At 71.7% G+C, this 19372-nt stretch carries 17 protein-coding genes; 4 read left to right on the forward strand and 13 right to left on the reverse strand.

Annotation, left to right across the window (positions count from 1 at the left end; translation table 11 throughout):
* Positions 1-43: 43 nt before the first annotated feature.
* From KUA19_RS05790 to KUA19_RS05840, 11 genes are all read right to left on the reverse strand, one after another.
* Positions 44-1108 (reverse strand): hypothetical protein, encoded by a 1065-nt coding sequence (locus tag KUA19_RS05790; RefSeq protein WP_217395052.1) that lies wholly within the window; start codon positions 1106-1108, stop codon positions 44-46.
* A complete protein-coding gene (locus KUA19_RS05795) occupies positions 1105-1428 on the reverse strand; it encodes a PadR family transcriptional regulator (protein WP_217395053.1) in 324 nt (107 codons plus the stop codon). Before KUA19_RS05795 ends, KUA19_RS05790 begins: the two co-directional genes overlap by 4 nt.
* 79 nt (positions 1429-1507) lie before the next feature.
* Positions 1508-2413, reverse strand: coding sequence for a Ppx/GppA phosphatase family protein (locus KUA19_RS05800; RefSeq protein ID WP_308167344.1), 906 nt, complete (start codon positions 2411-2413; stop codon positions 1508-1510).
* Positions 2414-2466: 53 nt separating this feature from the next.
* Entirely contained in the window at positions 2467-2988 is a 522-nt protein-coding gene (locus KUA19_RS05805) for an amino-acid N-acetyltransferase (protein WP_372451768.1), read from the reverse strand.
* A complete protein-coding gene (locus tag KUA19_RS05810; RefSeq protein ID WP_217395055.1) occupies positions 2985-3509 on the reverse strand; it encodes a DUF501 domain-containing protein in 525 nt (174 codons plus the stop codon). Before KUA19_RS05810 ends, KUA19_RS05805 begins: the two co-directional genes overlap by 4 nt.
* 123 nt (positions 3510-3632) lie before the next feature.
* Positions 3633-4184 carry an FtsB family cell division protein gene (locus KUA19_RS05815; RefSeq protein WP_308167345.1) on the reverse strand — a complete coding sequence of 184 codons (552 nt, stop codon included), beginning with the start codon at positions 4182-4184 and terminating at the stop codon, positions 3633-3635.
* A gap of 174 nt (positions 4185-4358) precedes the next feature.
* Complete coding sequence (eno, locus tag KUA19_RS05820) at positions 4359-5645, reverse strand: phosphopyruvate hydratase (RefSeq protein WP_217395057.1); 1287 nt, start codon at positions 5643-5645, stop codon at positions 4359-4361.
* A gap of 149 nt (positions 5646-5794) precedes the next feature.
* The gene (locus KUA19_RS05825) at positions 5795-6406 is read right to left on the reverse strand and encodes a hypothetical protein (RefSeq protein WP_217395058.1); all 612 of its coding nucleotides are present in this window, start codon (positions 6404-6406) and stop codon (positions 5795-5797) included.
* A 125-nt stretch (positions 6407-6531) separates the two neighbouring features.
* Entirely contained in the window at positions 6532-8148 is a 1617-nt protein-coding gene (locus tag KUA19_RS05830) for a DUF885 domain-containing protein (RefSeq protein WP_217395059.1), read from the reverse strand.
* Between the two features lie 90 nt (positions 8149-8238).
* Entirely contained in the window at positions 8239-9192 is a 954-nt protein-coding gene (locus tag KUA19_RS05835; protein ID WP_217395060.1) for a nucleoside triphosphate pyrophosphohydrolase, read from the reverse strand.
* Complete coding sequence (locus KUA19_RS05840) at positions 9189-9869, reverse strand: hypothetical protein (protein ID WP_217395061.1); 681 nt, start codon at positions 9867-9869, stop codon at positions 9189-9191. The genes KUA19_RS05835 and KUA19_RS05840 overlap by 4 nt, the downstream gene beginning before the upstream one ends.
* Before the next feature lie 124 nt (positions 9870-9993).
* Here KUA19_RS05840 and KUA19_RS05845 point away from each other — a divergent pair, with 124 nt between their 5' ends.
* Positions 9994-11166 (forward strand): hypothetical protein, encoded by a 1173-nt coding sequence (locus KUA19_RS05845; RefSeq protein WP_217395062.1) that lies wholly within the window; start codon positions 9994-9996, stop codon positions 11164-11166.
* A 249-nt stretch (positions 11167-11415) separates the two neighbouring features.
* Here the strand turns inward: KUA19_RS05845 and KUA19_RS05850 are convergent, their stop codons facing one another.
* Together KUA19_RS05850 and mfd are read right to left on the reverse strand one after the other, a co-directional pair.
* Positions 11416-11892: a methylated-DNA--[protein]-cysteine S-methyltransferase gene (locus KUA19_RS05850; protein WP_217395359.1), complete on the reverse strand. Its 477-nt coding sequence runs from the start codon at positions 11890-11892 to the stop codon at positions 11416-11418.
* Positions 11893-11894: 2 nt separating this feature from the next.
* Positions 11895-15467: a transcription-repair coupling factor gene (mfd, locus tag KUA19_RS05855; RefSeq protein WP_217395063.1), complete on the reverse strand. Its 3573-nt coding sequence runs from the start codon at positions 15465-15467 to the stop codon at positions 11895-11897.
* 175 nt (positions 15468-15642) lie between these two features.
* On the opposite strand from mfd, the gene KUA19_RS05860 reads away from it, so the two are divergent.
* The 3 genes from KUA19_RS05860 (at position 15643) to ppc (ending at position 19228) form a co-directional block, all read left to right on the forward strand.
* Complete coding sequence (locus tag KUA19_RS05860; protein ID WP_217395064.1) at positions 15643-15876, forward strand: hypothetical protein; 234 nt, start codon at positions 15643-15645, stop codon at positions 15874-15876.
* Positions 15873-16292 (forward strand): PIN domain nuclease, encoded by a 420-nt coding sequence (locus KUA19_RS05865; RefSeq protein ID WP_217395065.1) that lies wholly within the window; start codon positions 15873-15875, stop codon positions 16290-16292. The genes KUA19_RS05860 and KUA19_RS05865 overlap by 4 nt, the downstream gene beginning before the upstream one ends.
* A 134-nt stretch (positions 16293-16426) precedes the next feature.
* Positions 16427-19228: a phosphoenolpyruvate carboxylase gene (ppc, locus tag KUA19_RS05870; RefSeq protein WP_217395360.1), complete on the forward strand. Its 2802-nt coding sequence runs from the start codon at positions 16427-16429 to the stop codon at positions 19226-19228.
* The last annotated feature ends 144 nt before the right edge of the window (positions 19229-19372 follow it).

Consider the following 19372-nt stretch of genomic DNA (forward strand, 5'->3'; position numbering starts at 1 on the left):
CGCGAGCAGGGCGTATTGCCACGCCCCGCTCGCGTCCGGTCGCTCAGCGTGTCACCGAGGGTCCGGGTGTCGGCGTGCCGAGAGGGCTGGCCGAGGCCGACGGCGCGGGCGGGGTGGGCTGCGGCGTCACGGACGGCTTCGCCCACGGCAGCGGCTGCGGCTGCCCCGGCAGCCAGGCCACCGCCGGCACCGAGCCGCCGTCGCAGACCGGGTAGTTGACCCGCCAGGCGAGCCGGGTGTAGTCGTCGGCGTACGCGTCCACCGGCTGGTTGGTGTAGACGTCGAACTCGCCGGTGGAGTACCGGTAGACGTTGTCCGGATTCGCCCTCATCTGCGCGCAGGATCCGAGCAGCACCGGGTCGCCGTTCTGGTCGATCAGGCGCACCCCGGGGATGACCTGACCGTCCGGGCCGACCGCCCAGACGTCACGGATGTGGGAGTACGGGTTGTACAGGTCGGCCATGGGCGCGTAGTCGCGGTCGCTGAGCTCGTCGTCGGCGACGCCGTAGTAGACGACCCCGAACATGGCCAGGCCCAGCGACGCGGCCAGCAACGCCAGGCGTAGCGGACGCCGCTGCGGGCGGCCGTTGCGGCCGACCCAGATCGAGGCGATCACGCACCCCGCCAGCAGGAGCACGCCGACGACGAGGTTGCCGCCCACGCGTGGCACGAGGCCGAACCGGAACCCGTCCGACAGCTGCGCGATGAAGACGGCGAGCAGCCAGCCGCGCAGCGCCCACCAGGCCGGGCGCAGCGAGCGCAGGAACTCGCCCGCGCGCTCGTACCCGATCAGCGGTCCGACCCTGCGGTCGAGCGCGTCGACGCGGCGCCGCCAGCGCGCGGTCCACTGGGCCGTACGCAGCCCCACCCGGCCGGGACCCCCCGTGTGGCCCAGCGAGGCGCGCAGCTCCGCGGCGTACGCCCCCGGGGTGCCCAGCCGGTCGGCCAGGGTGCCGCCACTGCCCTCCGCCTCGATCTCGGCGGCCACCTCGGCCAGGTGCGCGGGCAGGTCCTCCAGCAGTTCCTCGCGCGCCTGCTCGGGCAGGTCGGCCAGGGCCGCACCGACCGCGGTGACGTATCTGTCGAGGTCAGCCTGTTCGATGGTCATGCCGGCTCCCGTAGCAGCGACTCCATGGTGGACGCGAACTCGCGCCAGACCTCGCCGCCCTGCTTGAGCTGGGCCCGGCCGGCCGGATTGAGCGCGTAGTACTTGCGGTGCGGTCCCTCTTCGGACGGCACCACGTAGGTGGTGAGGTAGCCCGCGGCGAACAGGCGGCGCAGGGTGCCGTAGACGGACGCGTCGCCGATCTCGGACAGCCCGGCGGTGCGCAGGCGGCGGAGGATGTCGTACCCGTAGGCGTCGTCCTCGCGCAGGACCGCGAGCACGGCGAGGTCGAGCACTCCCTTCAGGAGTTGCGTGGTATCCACGCGATAGACAGTACTGTCCTATGCACAGTAGTGCAACGAGGTCTCGCCGCCACGCCCGCGACGACGTCTTGAGCTGTGCTTACTTCGGTTCGATCAGCGACGTGGCGATGCCGTCGAGGATGTCGTGCTCCGACACCACCAGCTCGGCGCTGCCGGTACGCCGCATGATCTGCCGCAGGATCAGCGTCCCGGCCGTGATCACGTCGACCCGGCCCGGGTGGATCGCCCTGATCGCGGCTCGCCCGGCATGGTCCAGCCCGGCCAGCCGCTCGGCGATCTCCTCGACGGCGGCCAGCGGCACGACCGTGTGGTGGGTGAGCTCCGGCCGGTACGAGTCCAGCTCCAGCGCGATCCCCGCCACCGTGGTCACCGTGCCCGCGACCCCGACCAGCGTGGCCGGTTCGGCACCGACGACCGCCAGCGCGCGGGTCACCGCCGCGTCGATGTCGGCGGTCGCCGCGGCCAACTCGGCGGCGGTCGGCGGATCGGAGTGCAGGTGACGCTCGGTCATCCGGACCGAACCGATGTCCATGCTGATCGCGGCGCCCACCTCACGGCCGCCCCGGACGAACTCGGTCGACCCGCCGCCGATGTCGATGACCAGGCGCTCGCCGCCGTCGGGCAGCCCGTCGACCGCGCCCCGGAACGACAGCGCGGCCTCCTCGTCACCGCTGATCACCTCGGCCGGGTGGCCCAGCGTGGTCCGCACCATCTCGTGGAAGTCGGCGGCGTTGGCCGAGTCGCGGGTGGCGCTGGTGGCCACCATGCGCACCCGGTCCACACCGTGGCGCGCGATCAGCTCGACATACTCGGCCAGCGCGACCCGGGTACGTTCGATCGCGGCCGGGTCGAGGCGGCCGGTACGGTCGACGCCCGCGCCGAGCCGGACGACGTGCATCTCGCGTTCGAGGTCGCGGCCGTTCTCGGTGATCAGCAGACGGATCGAATTGGTGCCGCAATCGATGGCGGCGACAGCGTTCCCCACGCCGCCCACCCTACCGCCCGCGAGGAAGGGTCCTTTCTCAACGCCAAGGTCGCTCACAGGTGGACGAGCATGCGGGTGTTACCCAGGGTGTTCGGCTTGACCCGCTCCAGGCCCAGGAACTCCGCGACACCCTCGTCGTACGAGCGCAGCAGCTGCTCGTACACCGGGGGCGGCACCGGGGCGCCGTCGATCTCGGCGAAGCCGAACGAGCCGAAGAACCCGGTCTCGAACGTCAGCACGAAGATGCGGCGTACGCCCAGCTCGCGGGCATCGTCCAGCAGCGCCCCCACGATGCGGTGGCCGATGCGCTGCCCCCGGCACGACGAGTCCACGGCCACCGTGCGGATCTCGGCCAGGTCCTCCCAGAGCACGTGCAGCGCGCCGCAGCCGACCACGGTGCCGTCGTCGCGCACCGCCACCCGGAACTCCTGCACGTCCTCGTAGATCGCGACGGTCGCCTTGCTCAGCAGCCGCCGCTCCCCGCTGTACGTGTCGATCAGCCGTCGGACGCCGCGCACGTCGGCGGTACGCGCCTTGCGGACCTCGATCTCACCCAACGCGGCCTGCCCCCTCACTCTGTCTCGACGCAGGAACCGGCCGTCCACCACGGCTCGACCAGCGCGATCACCTCGTCGCCGAACGGGTTCACCCCCGGGCCGACTGCCAACGCGTGCCCCAGGTGCACGTGCAGGCACTTGACCCGGTCGGGCATGCCCCCGGCCGACACGCCCTCGATCTCGGCCACGTGGCCGACCGCCTCGCGCCGGGCCAGGTAGTCCTCGTGCGCGCGCAGGTAGTCGGCGCGCAGCTGCGGGTCGTTGCGCAGCTGGTCGTTCATCTCGCGCATCAGGCCCGACGACTCCAGCCTGCTGCACTCCGCGGTCGCGCGTGGGCAGGTCAGGTAGAACAGCGTCGGGAACGGGGTGCCGTCGGGCAGCCGGGGCACCGTCTCCACCACGTCGGGCTTGCCGCACGGGCACCGGTGCGCCACCATCGCCGTGCCCCGCGTGGGCCGACCCAGCTGTGCGCGTACCGCGTCGAGGTCGGCCTGTTCCGCCGGTTCCCGCACCGGCGGCGGCACCATCTCGCGTTCCATGTCGGCCTCCTCTGGCGCTGGCGTTCGTCTCGGTGATTCAAGCGTGGGCGACCGCGGGCACGCGGATGCGACTCGCGGACTCTCTCGATCACCGATGACGACAAGAGCGCGCGGCGCGAACCGCTAGGGAGCGGCCGGGTCCAGGCGCGACCACACGGTGCCGTACCAGGTGGTCGGCTGGGGCGGCGGCGTGGGCTGCCGACCGGCGTCGTGGTCGGCGGCGTGCTCGTCCCAGACCGGCACCAGCGGCGTCTGCCCCGGGTGGACCCAGAAGAACCGGCGTCGCACCTGCGCCTTGATGTACTCGTCGTCTTTCCACTTCTCGGCCTGGCGCTCCAGCCCGGTGATGCGGTCGGCCTGCTCCAGCTGCGACTGCTGCAACGCGTCGATCTCGGCGAGCTGGGTCAGGTAGACGCGCACCGGGTAGGCGTAACCCAGGGCGAGCACGGCCAGGACGATCAGCAGCACGGTGGCGCGTCCGGTCAGGCCGTTCGGGTTCGGGGCGGTGGTGCGCTTGGCGGCGCCCGCCGCGGCGGCCCGCCGGGCGGCCGCGGGGCGGCTCAGGGAGCGGTCGCCTTCGCGGACCGCGCGCACACCCGCGCTGCCACGAGCACCGCGGGCACCGTCACGGGGCCGCCGCACCGGTCCGTGCCCACCAGGCTGTCGCCGCTGCACCACCCCTCCCCTCCCGCGAAGGTCGCAGCCTCCCGCGATGGTCGAAGCCCCCTCCAAACCGTTGACACGGCTGAAAGGAGCTTCGACCACATGCTAGGCGCTACCGCGCCCCCGCGTCATATTCCGACGTCAACCCGCAGATGAGTCCTTTTCCACGGCCCGTCGGAACGTTCCTTACTTACCGGCCGTGTACCGCGGGAAGGCGCCCGCACCGGCGTAGCGGGCCGCGTCGGCCAGCTCCTCCTCGATGCGCAGCAGCTGGTTGTACTTGGCGACCCGGTCCGAACGGGCCGGGGCACCGGTCTTGATCTGGCCGCAGCCCATCGCCACCGCGAGGTCGGCGATGGTGGTGTCCTCGGTCTCGCCCGAGCGGTGGCTCATCATGGTGCGGAAACCCGCCCGGTGGGCCAGCTCGACCGCGTCGCAGGTCTCGGTCAGCGAACCGATCTGGTTCACCTTCACCAGCACCGCGTTGGCGGCGCCCTCGGCGATGCCGCGGGCGATGCGGGTCGGGTTGGTGACGAACAGGTCGTCGCCGACGATCTGGATCTTGTTGCCGAGCTGCGCGGTCATCGCGGACCAGCCCGCCCAGTCGTCCTCGGCCAGCGGGTCCTCGATCGACACGATCGGGTACGACTCCACCAGCTTCGCGTAGTACGCGATCATCTCGTCGCGCGACTTCGGCGCACCCTCGAAGGTGTACGACCCGTCGGCGTAGAACTCGGTCGCCGCCACGTCCATCGCCAGCACGATGTCGGTGCCCAGGTTGTACCCCGCCGCCTGCACCGCCTCGGCGATCAGGTCGAGCGCCGCCGCGTTGGTCGGCAGGCTCGGCGCGAAGCCGCCCTCGTCGCCCAGGCCCGTGGACAGGCCCTTCTTCTTCAGCACGCTCTTGAGCGCGTGGTACACCTCGGCACCGGAGCGCAGGGCCTCGCGGAAGCTCGGCGCGCCGATCGGGGCGATCATGAACTCCTGCACGTCGACGTTGGAGTCGGCGTGCGCGCCACCGTTGAGGATGTTCATCATCGGCACCGGCAGCAGGTGCGCGTTCGGGCCGCCGACGTAGCGGAACAGGCTCAGCTCCGCGCTCTTGGCGGCGGCCTTCGCCACGGCCAGCGACACGCCCAGGATGGCGTTGGCGCCCAGCACGGACTTGTCCGGGGTGCCGTCCAGCTCCAGCATCTTCTGGTCGATGAGGCGCTGCTCGCTGGCCTCGTACCCGATGAGCTGGTCGACGATCTGGTCCTCGATGTTGGCGACCGCCTTCTCGACGCCCTTGCCGAGGTAGCGCTGCTTGTCGCCGTCCCGCAGCTCCAGCGCCTCGTAGGCGCCGGTCGAGGCCCCGGAGGGCACCGCGGCGCGCGCGATCGTGCCGTCGTCGAGACCCACCTCCACCTCGACGGTCGGATTACCGCGGGAGTCGAGGATCTCCCGGGCGACGAAGCCTTCAATGGTGGCCACGTGTGCTCCCTCATTCGTGTGCGCGTCGGGGCCGAACGTGCCCTCACTGGCACCTCCGCCGGACGCGTCCGGCTCTACGGAGGAAGCCTATCGGCATCATCCGCACCGGCTACCGCGTCCCTGCCGAGTGAACGCGCCTTAAGTCCGGGTCACGGCTTCGGCGTGGCACTCGGCCGGTGGTCCACCACGCGCGCGCCGTTGGGCACCGTGAACGCGTCGGCGGGCGGATCCGCCGACAGCCGCAGCAGCGCCTGGTCGATCTCGATCCCGTCGAGCACGCCGGTGAAGCTGGCCAGCACCCCATCGGAGGTCACACAGACGGTGAACCCGGCCGCGGTGGTCTCGATCAGCCCGGACACCTCCAGGCAGGTCGCCTGCCGCCCGGCGACGGTCGTGTCGTGCGCCTCGACCGTCGCCTGGGTCTGCACCTCGACCACGCCCAGCAGGTCGTCCAGCACCGGGGCGGTGACCAGACCGTGCCTGACCAGCTCGGTGTACGGCGCCAACCCCAGCGGCCCCGGCTTGGGCACCGGCCGGATCTGGCAGCGTGCCGGGCGAACCGCGGTCACGCAGGACGTGAGCCCGTCGGCGGCGGCCATCAGCCGACCGCCCGGGTAGCCGTACGCCGCCTGGCTCGGCCGGACATGCTGCGCGATCTCGCCCCGCACCCCGTTGTCGAGCAGATACTCGGCGTGGTACGTCCGTTCGCCCGCACGGTGCACCTGGGCGATCATGTCGCTGATCAGACGGCTGCGGTCCATCGGCGCACCGCCATCAGGCATCACCTGGCAACCCGTCGTGAGCAGCACTGACGCGCACATGAGGGAGGCAAGGGCGGCACGCATGCCGGACAGCCTCCCCCATCGGCCCGACCTCGCGCAAACCCCTACAACCCGAGCAGGGTGCGCAGGTGGCGCGGGGGCGGGCAGCCGAACGACAGCATCCGGTCGTGCCAGTCCCGTACGCCGACGCCGAACGGGCGCGCCCGTCCGATCTCCGACACCTCCGCCCAGCCGACGAAGTACGTCGACAGCTGCGCCGAGCTGAGCAGTGACCGGCGCCACTTGCCCGCCGCCTCGCCGTCCTCCTGGAAACCCTGCTCGAGCATCAGCGCCATCCCGTCGGCCTCCGACAGGTCCTCGCAGTGCACGAGCTGGTCGAGGATCGCGTTGATGCTCATCCGCAGCTGCATCTTGAGCTGCTGGGCGCGCACCGCCAGCCCGCCGTAGCCGTTGGCCACCATCAGCTCCTCGGCGTACACGGCCCAGCCCTCGGTGAACGTGCCCGAGTGGCCCAGGGCCCGGACCCGGGTGCTGCCCCGGTAGCGGCGGGCGTGCGCGAGCTGCAGGAAGTGCCCCGGCATCGCCTCGTGCACGGTCAGGTTCTTGATCGAGTGGTGGTTGTACTCGCGGTAGAACGAGCGCACCCGCTCCGGCGACCAGCCGGCCGGGGTCGGCGAGATGCAGTAGAACGTCGGCAGCTCGGCGGTCTCCAGCTTGCCGGGCGGGTCGCAGTACGCCACCGCCACCCCACGGGCGAACTCCGGCATCTCCTCGATCACCAACGGGTCGTCGATGAGGGTGACCAGGTCGTGCTCGCGTACGAACGCGGTGGTGTCGGTGACCGCGGCACGGGCCGCGGCCAGGACCGTCGTGTCGTCGGGGTGGCTGTCGGCCAGCCGGTCCAGGGCCCGGCGCACCGTCGCGTCGTCGGCCGCGCCGCCCTCCAGCGCGACCGCCACCTCGCGCAGCTCCTCGGTGACCCGGCGCAGGTTCTCCTGTGCCCGCTTGAGCACCTCGGCCGCGCTCAGCTCGGTGTCGAGGGTGTACCAGAGCTTGGCTTCCCACAGCCGGCGGCCCAGCCGTGGATCACGGCCGCCACCCTTCTCGGCCTGCTGCGCACACCACGCCGAGAAGTCGTCCAGCGCCAGCACCGCGGCCGCCGCCAGCGGCTGCACCTGGTCGGCCAGCCCCGGCTCCTCGGCCAGCAGGCGTGGCAGCTCGGCGCGCACCAGCGCGGCCGTGCCCGCGAACTGGCCGACCGCGGTCTCCAGGTGGATCTGCGGGCAGTCGCGCAGCACGCCACGCGCGGTCGCCAGCGTGTCCGGCACCTGCGCCAGCCGACCGGCCAGCGCGTGCAGCCGCTGCTCGGCGGGCGCGAACGGCCGCGCGAGCAGCCCGTGCAGCAGCACGCCCGGGTTGTGCCGCAGCGGATTCCACTGGTACGACTTCAGCTCGCTCAGCTCGAACAACTGCCGGTCGACGAGCGCGCTGAGGATGGCGTGGTCGACCCGTTCCGGCTCGTCCAGGTCGTCGGCGTCCACCTGCGACAGGGCTCCGGCCGCGTCGCGCAGCATGTTCAGGTCGGCGGTGACGCCGTCAGGTGACAGGTCCGGCAACCGGTCGTCGAACCGGTGGTCCCCCGCGTCGGCGGCCAGTTCCGGGGATGCCTCCAGCAGCGCATCGGCGATGTGTTCGGCCAGCGGCACGAAGTCCAACGTCATGCGGCCCAAGGTACCCTGCCCCGCGCCCCGCCGACGGCACCATGCCCCGCCTCCGATAGGCGCTGGCCTATTGGATTGGCGGGCGTGGGCTCAGCTGTCGGGGTGCAGGGCCTCGGCGTAGCGATGCAGTTCGGCGCGCAGGGCGGCCTCCGGGTCGGCGTCGGGCCCCGCCCCGGCGACCAGCGCGAACAGCTTCCCGCCCAGGGTGTCCGTGGGCTGCGGCTCGGGCAGGCCGTGGCGGCGCGCCTTGACCAGTAGCTTCGCCGCGAGTGCGAGCGCGGGCAGCGACCAGCTGACGCCCTCGATCGGGGATCGCCGCACCCGCTCCTCGCTCTTGACCCGCTCCCAGTTGGCGATGATCTCGTCGACGTCGGCGACGGGCGTGTCGGCGAAGACGTGCGGGTTACGTCGGATCATCTTCGCCACGAAGTCGCCCGCCACGTCGTCGACGTCCCAACGCGCGTCCTCGGGCAGCTCCTGGGCCAGTTGGGCGTGGAACAGCACCTGCAGCAGCACGTCGCCCATCTCGTCGCGCAGGGCGGCGTGATCGCCCGCGACGATCGCGTCGTACGCCTCGTATGCCTCTTCCAGCAGGTACTTGGCCAGCGTGCGGTGGGTCTGCTCGCGGCGCCACGGGTCCTGCGCCTGGAGCCGGTCGGTGACGGCGACCGCGTCGAGCAGACGGGCGCCGCGTGGATCCCAGGAGCCGTACATGAGCTCCAACTCGGCCAGACCGGGTTCCCGGGCCAGCCGCAGCCCCAGCTCGCGGGCCAGGTGCTCGTCGCCGCCGGGGCCGGACAGCCACACCACGGTGCCGTCCGGGGCCGCCAGCGCGGCGTCGAGCAGGTCCTGCGCGACGGGCCGGTCGAGCACGCGCACCTGCGCGCCGTTGGCGCGCAGCGCGGTGACCGCCTCGCCGTCGGCGGGGGCGAGCACCGGGTGCGCGCGCACGAGGTCCCAGGCGGGCGCGGTGAGCAGGCCCGCCGGGATGCGAGGTGAGGTGACGAGCAGGACGATCCGTCGTACGGGTCCAGCCGCGGTCACTGCGGCTGTGCCTCCGGCTCCGGGCTCGCCTCGACGACCTTGTCCACGACCGCGTTCGAGGCGGGCTGACCGAGGATCGCGCTGATCGCCGGGCCCTGCTGGAACGACAGCAGCGGGAACCGCAGCGAGCGGTAGCGCGGGTTCACCGACACGTCGGCGGCCTTCGCCGCGTCGGCCAGCACCTTGCGCTTGCCCAGCGCCGCGGCGACCTCGCCACCCGCGCCGAGCCGGTCCTTGAGCTTGTCGAACGACTGCTCCGGGTCGGCGGGCACGATCGCGCCGACAGCCACGCCGTTGTCGTACACCTCGCGCAGGTCGGCCTCGGTGGGCTGGACCGGGTCGGCCTGGAGGGACTCGTTGCAGGTCTGCACCCGCTGACTGATCGTCAGCAGCTCCGGCGTGTTCGGCTGGGCGGGCGCCTGGGTCGGGGCCGCCGCCTTGTTGACGCGCTGGCAGAGCTGGTCGAGCACGAGCAGCTGCACCACCTGGGTGCGGTTGGGCAGGCTCGACGGGTCCGCGCCCGGCTGCTGGGCCTTCATCTGGTCGAGCAGCTGCGTGACCCGCTCCTCGGTGAACTGCTGGTCACCGACGTACGCGGCGACGTCCGGGTTCGAACGGCAGGCGGCCAGGGCCAGCAAAGCGGTCGCGATTCCGGCGGCGGCGGTCAGACGGCGCACGAGGTCCTCCTGTGACGGGCGTACGGCCCCAACTCTCTCACGGGTTGATGATCCGGGAGATCTCAGGGTGGATTCAGGTGTTCGGGGGGTCCGAAAGTAACCTTGACACGGCAGAATTCCGGCCGTGACGACGCAGACGCTTCCTCGATCCCCCGAGGCCTGGGTGGGGATCGTACGCTCCGGACCCGCCCCGGATCAGGCCCCGGCCGTGGTCACGGCCGTCTATCGGCTGTGGCTCGTCGCATTCACGCTGAAGATGCTGGGCTCCACCTGGGACATGTCCTGGCACTTCAAGTGGCTGCGCGACGACTTCGCCCCGCCGCACCTGCTCAACACCGCCGGCACGGTGCTGGTGGTGGCGCTGGTGCTGTTCCAGGCGTACCACAGCGTCGGGGTGGACGCCCTGGCCAAGCGCCTGATGATCGGCGGCACCGCCACCTTCCTGGTGGCCATCCCCATCGACGTGCTCAACCACCGCATCAACGGGCTGGACATCACCGCGTGGAGCGCCAGCCACGCGCTGCTGTACACCGGCACCGCGTTCATGCTGCTCGGCGCCGCCCGCGGCTACTGGATCTCGACTCCCCCGGGTCGTACGCGCACCGTCGTCAGTGCCGTGCTCTGGGGCTTCTTCCTGGAGAACGTGCTCTTCCCGAACCAGCACCAGGAGTACGGCGTGCTGTCGCTGCAGGCCTGGGACGCGGGCACGCCGACCGCCGAGCCGAGCCTGCTCGAGTTCGCGGCCGGTCAGATCGGCCGCGCCGTCGACCGCGTCGCCGTGCAGGGCTTCGCGCTGCCGGTCGACTCCTGGGTGTACCCGTCCTGGCTGGCCGGAGCGGCGCTGCTGACCCTGGTCGCGGCCCGGCTGTTCGTCGGCGCGCGCTGGACCGCGACCTGCATCGCCGCCTGCTACCTGGGCTACCGCCTGTTCGCCTGGATGCTGCTGGCCGGCACCGGCTTCCCGAAGTCGATCCCGCCGCTGCTGCTGCTCGCGGGCGCGATCGCGGTCGACGTCGTGTTCCTGGCGCTGCCCACGGCTCCGGCCCCGGCGGCCACCCCGCTGGACGGCGTGGTCGCCGCCCGTCCGGCCGCCGGTTCGGGCATCGGCCGTGTGCTGCTGGTCTCGGTGTTCGGCGCGGCCTTGGCGACCGCGTGCCTGGCGGGCGCGGCCTGGCTGCAGGACTTCGTCATCGGGGCCCCGCCGATCAGCTACCCGGCGTTCATCTGGGGCGGCCTCGTCCTGGCCGCGGGCTGGGCACTCCTGGCCCTGGCCACCCGCTCCCGCCGCACCGCCTGACCGCACCGCGGATGTGGCGAAGGCCACCGTCCCACGTGGGACGGTGGCCTTCGCCGTTCCCGGAGACCACTCCGCCGAGACCATGTCTCCCGAGACCCCGTGCAACCGTGCGACCCCGTGTAGCCGAGCCCCGTGCAACCGAGCGGCGGGTGCGCCAAGGCCGATTTAGCATCGACGCTGGCCTATCTAGAGCACGATTTCGCGAGTTTCATCCTCTAGATAGGCCAGCGTCGATTCAAAAAACAGGGGTCAGGCTAGCCAGTCGTGTTCCATGCGGACTCGGGCTTCGAGTTCGAGGAGTTGGCGCTTGCGGGGCAGGCCGCCGCCGAAGCCGACCAGTTTGCCGCCCGCGCCGACCACCCGGTGGCACGGCACCACCACCGCGACCGGGTTGCGGTTGCAGGCCACGCCGACGGCCCGCGCCGCGTCCGGCTCGCCGACCGCGCGAGCCACCTCGCCGTAGGTCAGCGTCTCGCCGTACGGGATGCGCGACAACTGCGCCCACACCGCCCGCTCGAAGTCGCTGCCGCGCCGGACCGAGACCGGCAGCGTGAACTCGACCAGCTCGCCCGCGAAGTAGGCGCGCAGCTGCTCGGCGACCACGTCCAGCCGCCGGTCCACGTCCATGGACACGTCGAGCTTGCCGAACTGCAGCGCGCACAGCCCGAGGTCGTCGACCGCGCAGCTCAGCGGGCCGATGGGGGTGTCCACCACGGTCCAGCGCATGGTCATGACCCCAGCACGTCCTTGAGCAGCTGCACGCACCAGTCCAGCAGCTGCTGGTCGCGCAGCGGCTCGCCGCCGACCCGGCGGTTGGTCGGCACGGGCACGCTGACCTGCGACGTCACCTGCTTGTACACGGCGTCGGGGTGGTAGCGCTTGAGCCGCAGCTGCCGCGAGTCGGGCAGCTCCAACGGGCTGAACCGGATGTGCTTGCCCTGCATCGAGATCTCGGTGAGGCCGTACTGCCGCACCGCCAGGCGCAGCTTGGCGACCGCGACCAGGTTCGCCACCGGGGCGGGCGGCTCGCCGTAGCGGTCGGTCAGCTCGGCCACCACCTCCTGCAGCGCCACCTCGTCGCGGGCGGAGGCGAGCTTGCGGTAGATCTCCAGGCGCAGCCGCTCGGAGTCGATGTAGTCGTGCGGCAGGTGCGCGTCCACCGGCAGGTCGATCTTGACTTCGGCCGCCTCCTCCTCGCCCTTGCCGCCGCCCTTGAACTGCTGCACCGCCTCGCCGACCATGCGGACGTACAGGTCGAAGCCGACGCCCTCGATGTGGCCGGACTGCTCGCCGCCGAGCAGGTTGCCCGCGCCCCGGATCTCCAGGTCCTTCATCGCCACGTACATGCCCGCGCCGAGCTCGGTGTGCTGGGCGATGGTGGCCAGGCGCTCGTGCGCCTGCTCGGTGAGCGGCTTCTCCGGCGGGTAGAGGAAGTACGCGTAGGCGCGCTCGCGGCCCCGGCCGACCCGGCCCCGGATCTGGTGCAGCTGGGCCAGGCCGAGCAGGTCGGCCCGCTCCAGGATCAGGGTGTTGGCGTTGGGGATGTCGATGCCGGACTCGATGATCGTGGTGGCGACCAGGACGTCGAACTCCTTCTCCCAGAAGCCGACCATCACCTTCTCCAGCGCGTCCTCGCCCATCTGCCCGTGCGCCGCGACCACGCGCGCCTCGGGCACCAGTTCGCGGATGCGCCGCACTGCCTTGTCGATCGTCTCGACCCGGTTGTGCAGGTAGAACACCTGGCCGTCGCGCAGCAACTCGCGGTGGATCGCGGCGGCGACCTGCTTGTCGTCGTACGCCCCGACGTAGGTGAGCACCGGGTGGCGCTCCTCCGGCGGCGTGGTGATCTGGGACATCTCGCGGATGCCGGTGATCGACATCTCCAGGGTGCGCGGGATCGGCGTCGCCGACATGCTCAGCATGTCGACGTTGGTGCGCATCTCCTTGAGCCGCTCCTTGTGCTCGACCCCGAACCGCTGCTCCTCGTCGACGATGACCAGCCCGAGTTTGTTGAACCGGGTGCTCTTCTGGATGAGGCGGTGCGTGCCGATGACGATGTCGGCCCGGCCGTCGGCCGTCATCGACAGCGTCTCCTCGGCCTCCTTCGGCGTGGCGAAGCGCGACAGCTGCCGCAGCACCACCGGGAACTGCGCCATCCGGTCGGAGAACGTGTTGTAGTGCTGCTGCGCCAGCAGCGTCGTCGGGACGAGCACGGCGACCTGCTTGCCGTCCTGCACCGCCTTGAACGCCGCCCGCACCGCGATCTCGGTCTTGCCGTAGCCGACGTCGCCGCAGATCAGCCGGTCCATCGGGGCCGTCTTCTCCATGTCGGCCTTGACCTCCTCGATCGCCGACAGCTGATCGGGAGTCTCCTGGTACGGGAACGCGTCCTCCAGCTCGCGCTGCCAGGGCGTGTCGGGGCCGAAGGCGTGGCCGGGCGCGGCCTGGCGCGCGGCGTACAGCTGGATCAGCTGCGCGGCGATCTCCTTGACCGCCTTGCGGGCGCGGGCCTTGGCCTTCTGCCAGTCGGCGCCACCCATCTTGTGCAGCGTCGGCTGCTCCCCGCCGACGTAGCGGGACAGCTGGTCCAGGGCGTCGGTCGGCACGAACAGGCGGTCGCCGGGCTGGCCGCGCTTGCTGGAGGCGTACTCGATGACCAGGTACTCCCGGTCGGCGCCGTTGACCTTGCGCTGCACCAGCTCGACGTACTTGCCGATGCCGTGCTGCTCGTGCACCACGAAGTCGCCCGCGCGCAGCTCCAGCGGGTCGATGGTGTTGCGGCGGCGCGAGGGCATCCGGCCCAGCTCACGGGTGCCGGTGCCGCGCCCGCCGGAGATCTCCGAGTTGGTGATCACGGCCAGCCTGGCCCCGGGCGCGACCAGGCCCTGCCGCAGCGGGCCGCAGGAGACGACGACCTGGTTCGGCGCCGGGGTCGTGGCGATCTCGTCGACGAGCGTCGCGCCCAGGCCCGCGTCGCGCAGCACCTCCACCGAGCGCTGCGCCGGGCCGTGGCCCTCGAATACCAGCGCCACCCGCCACCCGTCGGCCAGCCAGCCGCGCAGGTCGGTGATCACCTTCGCGGTGTCGCCGTGGTACACCGGCGGCTGGGTGACGGCCCAGGTCAGCACGGTCGCGGTGTCCGGGGCGACGTGCACCTCGGGCACGTCCAACCACGGCTCGGCGGCAGCGCCGCCGGGGCGCTCGGTCTCGACCAGGCCGAACGGGGACACCGTCCACCAGGGCAGGCCCAGTTCGGCGGCGTGCTGCCGTACCTCGGCGAGGGTCTTGAAGGCCGCGGCGCCGAGGTCGATCGGGGCCTTGCCCCCGACGGCGGCCGCGGCCCAGCTCGCCTCCAGGAACTCGTCCGACGTGCGGACCAGGTCGTGGGCGCGGGTGCGGATGCGCTCGGGGTCGGCCAGCAGCACCAGCGTGTCGGCCGGTACGCAGTCCAGCAGCAGCTGCATGCTGTCGCGGCCCGCGTGCAGCGCCGGGGACAGCGACTCCATGCCCTCGACCGGGATGCCCTCGGCGAGTTTGGTGAGCATCTCCGCCAGCGCCGGATGGTCGGCGGCCAATTGCGCCGCGCGGGCCCGCACGTCCGGGGTGAGCAGCAGCTCGCGGCACGGCGGCGCCCACAGCCGGTCGACCTTGTCGATGGTTCGCTGGTCGGCGACGGCGAAGGTGCGGATCTCCTCCACCTCGTCGCCCCAGAACTCGACCCGGGACGGGTGCTCGTCGGTGGGCGGGAAGACGTCGAGGATGCCACCGCGCACCGCGAACTCGCCACGCTTGGTCACCAGGTCGACCCGGGCGTACGCGAGGTCGTGCAGGGTGTGCGTCAGCTCGTCCAGCGGCGCCGAGGAACCGGGGCGCAGGTCGATCGGGTTCAGGTCGCCCAGTCCCTTGAGCTGCGGCTGCAGGGCGCTACGGACCGGCGCCACGACGATGCGCAACCGTCCGGCCTCACCCGGGTGGGCCAGTCTGCGCAGCACGGCCAGGCGGCGGCCGACGGTGTCCGAGCGTGGCGACAGCCGCTCGTGCGGCAGCGTCTCCCAGGCCGGGTAGACCGCGACCGTGTCCCGGTCGACGAACCCGCCCAGGGCGTCGGCCAGGTCCTCGGCCTCGCGGCTGGTCGCGGTCACCACCAGCACCGGGCGCGCGGTCGCGGCCGCGGCGACCAGGAACGGCCGGGCCGAGGCGGGCGCGGTCAGGTCCAGCTCCGGCTCGGTCCGGGCCAGTTGCGCGGTACGGGCCAGCGCCGGGTCGGTGAGAGCGGCTTCGAGGAGTCCGGTGAGGTTCATCTGCGCCTTCCACGTTCGGCCACGCCGAATTGCCCCGCAGCCAGAACGGTGCGGGGTACTGGGGCCAGCGTACTCCTCGCGTAGGAAGGCATTGCGGTATTTCCACCGCAGCGGATGGACCGCGTCTATATGGAGGACTACACTTGCCCCATATGTAGATCTGAGGTGATCAAATATGGCGATGACGTCGGTTGATGTCGACCAGGAAATCCTGTCCAAGGTCGGCAAGGTGCTCGGCACCACCACCAAGAAGGACACCATCAACGAGGCCCTGAATGAGGTCTTGCGGGTCCACGCCGCCAACCGGCTGATGGAACTCCTGCAAGGGGACGCTATCGAGATCGAGGACCCTGACCAGGTGCGCCGCGAGGCCTGGGGATACTCAGCCGACCAGGCTGAGACCCGGTGAAACCTCGCTACCTCGTCGACACCAGCGCACTGCTGCGGGTCAAGCGCAACCCCGAGGTGGCACGGGTGATCGGCCCGCTGCTCATCCAGGGGTCGGTGGCCATTTGCGCGCCGGCGTTGCTGGAGGTCATGTACTCGACCCGCGCCACCGAATATGACACCACGCTGCTCACCTTCCAGCAGAGTATGCATGTGCTCGCCCTCGACCAGGCCTCCTGCGCCCGCGCTGTCGAGGTGCAGCAGCTGCTGGCGCAGACCTCCCAGCACCGCACCGCCAAGGCCATCGATCTGCTGATCGCGGCCTGCGCCGAGATGAACAGCCTCACCGTCCTGCATTACGACCGGGACTACGACGCGATCGCCGCGGTGACCCATCAGCCCACGATGTGGGTCGTACCTGCCGGTTCAGTCCCGTAGCGAGATGATCGCGAAATGTGGGATGGCCCGCGTCACACCGCCGACCGGCGCGTCTGCGGGCTAGAGTTCAGGTCGGACAGCGTCGTCCTTCACTACACGAAGAGGGACACGCGGAAGGACCAGCGGTGACTGAGCTGACCTACGATCCGGAACTCGACGCCGCCGGTGAGGCCGCCGACGTCGCGGACGCCGCGCTCCGCGCCGACATCCGCCGCCTGGGCACGCTGCTGGGTCAGACGCTGGCCCGCCAGGAGGGCCGCGGCCTGCTCGACCTGGTCGAAGAGGTGCGCGCGCTGGTGCGCAGCGACGCCGAATCCGCCGCGATCAAGCTGGGCGCGCTCGACGTCTCCACCGCCACCCTGCTGGCCCGCGCCTTCTCCACCTACTTCCACCTGGCCAACATCACCGAGCAGGTGCACCGGGCCCGCGAGCTGCGCCGCCGCCGCGCCGTGCACGGCGGCTGGCTGGACGGCGCCGCGAAGCTGATCGCCGAGCGCAACGTGCCCGCCAGCGAGATCGCCGCCGCCGCGCGCCGCCTGGCCATCCGGCCGGTGTTCACCGCGCACCCCACCGAGGCCGCCCGCCGGTCCATCCTGACCAAGCTGCGCGCCGTCGCCGACGAGCTGGACGCCGAATACGCGGCCAACGCCCTCTACGGCGAGACCACGCTGCGCGACAACCGTCTGGCCGAGGTGCTGGACCTGCTGTGGCAGACCGACGAGCTGCGGCTGGACCGGCCCGACCCGACCGACGAGGCCCGCAACGCCGTCTACTACCTGCGCGACCTCTACGACGACGCCGCGCCACGGGTGCTCGACGACCTGGCCGAGACGCTGAAGCGGCTCGGCGTGGAGACCGCGCCGACCTCGCGCCCACTGACGTTCGGCACCTGGATCGGCGGCGACCGCGACGGCAACCCGTACGTCACCCCGGCGGTCACGCGCGACGTGCTGCTGCTCCAGCACGAGCACGGCATCCGCGCGGTCGAGGCGGCACTGGAGGAGCTGATCAACGAGGTGTCGGTGTCGCGCCGCATGCGCGGGGTGTCGCTGGACCTGTCGGCGAGCCTGGCCAAGGACCTGGACGCGCTGCCCGAGGTCACCGACCGCTTCCGCCGTGTCAACGCCGAGGAGCCGTACCGGCTGAAGGCGCGCTGCATCCGCGCCAAGCTGGCCAACACCCGCGCCCGGCTGGCGGCGGGCACCGCGCACGTGCCCGGTCGCGACTACCGGGGCACCCGGGAACTCATCGCCGACCTGGAGCTGATGCGCGCCTCGCTGGCCCGCAACGCCGGGCAGCTGACCGCGGTGGGCAGGCTCGCCTCGGCGATCCGGACCGTGAGCGCGTTCGGCCTGCACCTGGCCGTGATGGACGTGCGCGAGCACGCCGACGCGCACCACGCGGTGCTGGCGCAGCTCTACGCGCAGGTCGGCGAGGTAAACAACTACGCCATGCTCGGGCGGCAGGAGCGCATCGCGCTGCTGGCCAAGGAGCTGACCGGGCGGCGGCCGCTGTCCAGCGCGGACAGCCCGCTGACCGACGCGGCCCGCAAGACGTTCGACGTGTTCGGCACGATCCGCTCCGCGCAGGAGCTGTTCGGCGAGGACGTCGTGGAGTCGTACATCATCTCGATGACGCGGGGCGTGGACGACGTGCTCGCGGCGGCGGTGCTGGGGCGGGAGGCCGGGCTGATCGACCCGCACGCGCCGCGCGCGTCGATCGGGTTCGTGCCGCTGCTGGAGACCGTCGCCGAGCTGCAGGCCGGTGGCCAGATCCTGGACGAGCTGCTCAGCCTCGCGCCGTACCGGGCGATCGTGCGGGCGCGCGGGGACGTGCAGGAGGTGATGCTGGGCTACTCCGACTCGAACAAGGAGGCCGGCATCACCACCAGCCAGTGGGCCATCCACAAGGCGCAGCGCTCGCTGCGTGACGTCGCCGCCAAGCACGGCGTGCGGTTGCGGCTGTTCCACGGTCGCGGCGGCACCGTCGGCCGGGGCGGCGGCCCCACCCACGAGGCGATCCTGGCCCAGCCGTACGGCACGCTCGACGGCGCGATCAAGGTCACCGAGCAGGGCGAGGTCATCTCCGACAAGTACACGCTGCCCGCGCTGGCCCGGGAGAACCTGGAATTGACCGTCGCGGCCGTGCTCCAGGCGACGCTGCTGCACACCGCGCCCCGCCAGCCAGCGCAAGCGCTGGAGGAGTGGGACGCGGCGATGAGCACCGTCTCCGACGCCGCCTTCGGCAAGTACCGCGAGCTGGTCGAGAACGAGCAGCTGCCGGAGTACTTCTGGGCGGCGACGCCGACGGAGCTGCTGGGCGCCCTCAACATCGGCTCCCGCCCGGCCAAGCGGCCGGACTCCGGCGCGGGCCTGGGCGGCCTGCGGGCCATTCCGTGGGTGTTCGGCTGGACCCAGACGCGACAGATCGTGCCCGGCTGGTTCGGCGTCGGCACCGGCCTGGCCGCCGCGCGTGAGGCGGGGCTGGCGGATCGGCTGCGCGAGATGCACGGCCGCTGGGACTTCTTCCGCACCTTCCTGTCCAACGTCGAGATGATGCTGGCCAAGACCGACCTGACCATCGCCCGCGGCTACGTGCAGACACTGGTGCCCGAGCCGCTGCGGCACATCTTCGGCACGATCGAGGAAGAGTACGAGCGCAGCGTCGCCGAGGTGCTCGCCATCACCGGCGAGTCCGCCCTGCTCGACGCCCAGCCGGTGCTGCGGCGCACCCTGGCCGTGCGCGACACCTACCTGGAGCCGCTGCACCACCTGCAGGTGGCGATGCTGCGCCAGTACCGGGACGCCGGAATGGCCGGGCGGGCGATCGCGACCGCCCCGGGCAGCCGCCGTGCCCCCACCACCGACCCCACTCTCGAGCGCGCGCTGCTGACGACGGTCAACGGCATCGCCGCCGGTATGCGCAACACCGGCTGACCTGCGGTCAACGTTCACTCAGACGACTCACACGGTTCTCCCAGCGGGTGCACTCGACCGGGGTGCGTCCTGCTGCCACACTTGTCACCTGTCGGTCACGGAGGGGCGCTAGTCTCGCGACGACGCGAGTGGCGCGAAGGAGTG

Source organism: Catellatospora tritici (assembly GCF_019083965.1).
In the GTDB taxonomy this organism is placed as follows: Bacteria; Actinomycetota; Actinomycetes; order Mycobacteriales; family Micromonosporaceae; genus Catellatospora; species Catellatospora tritici.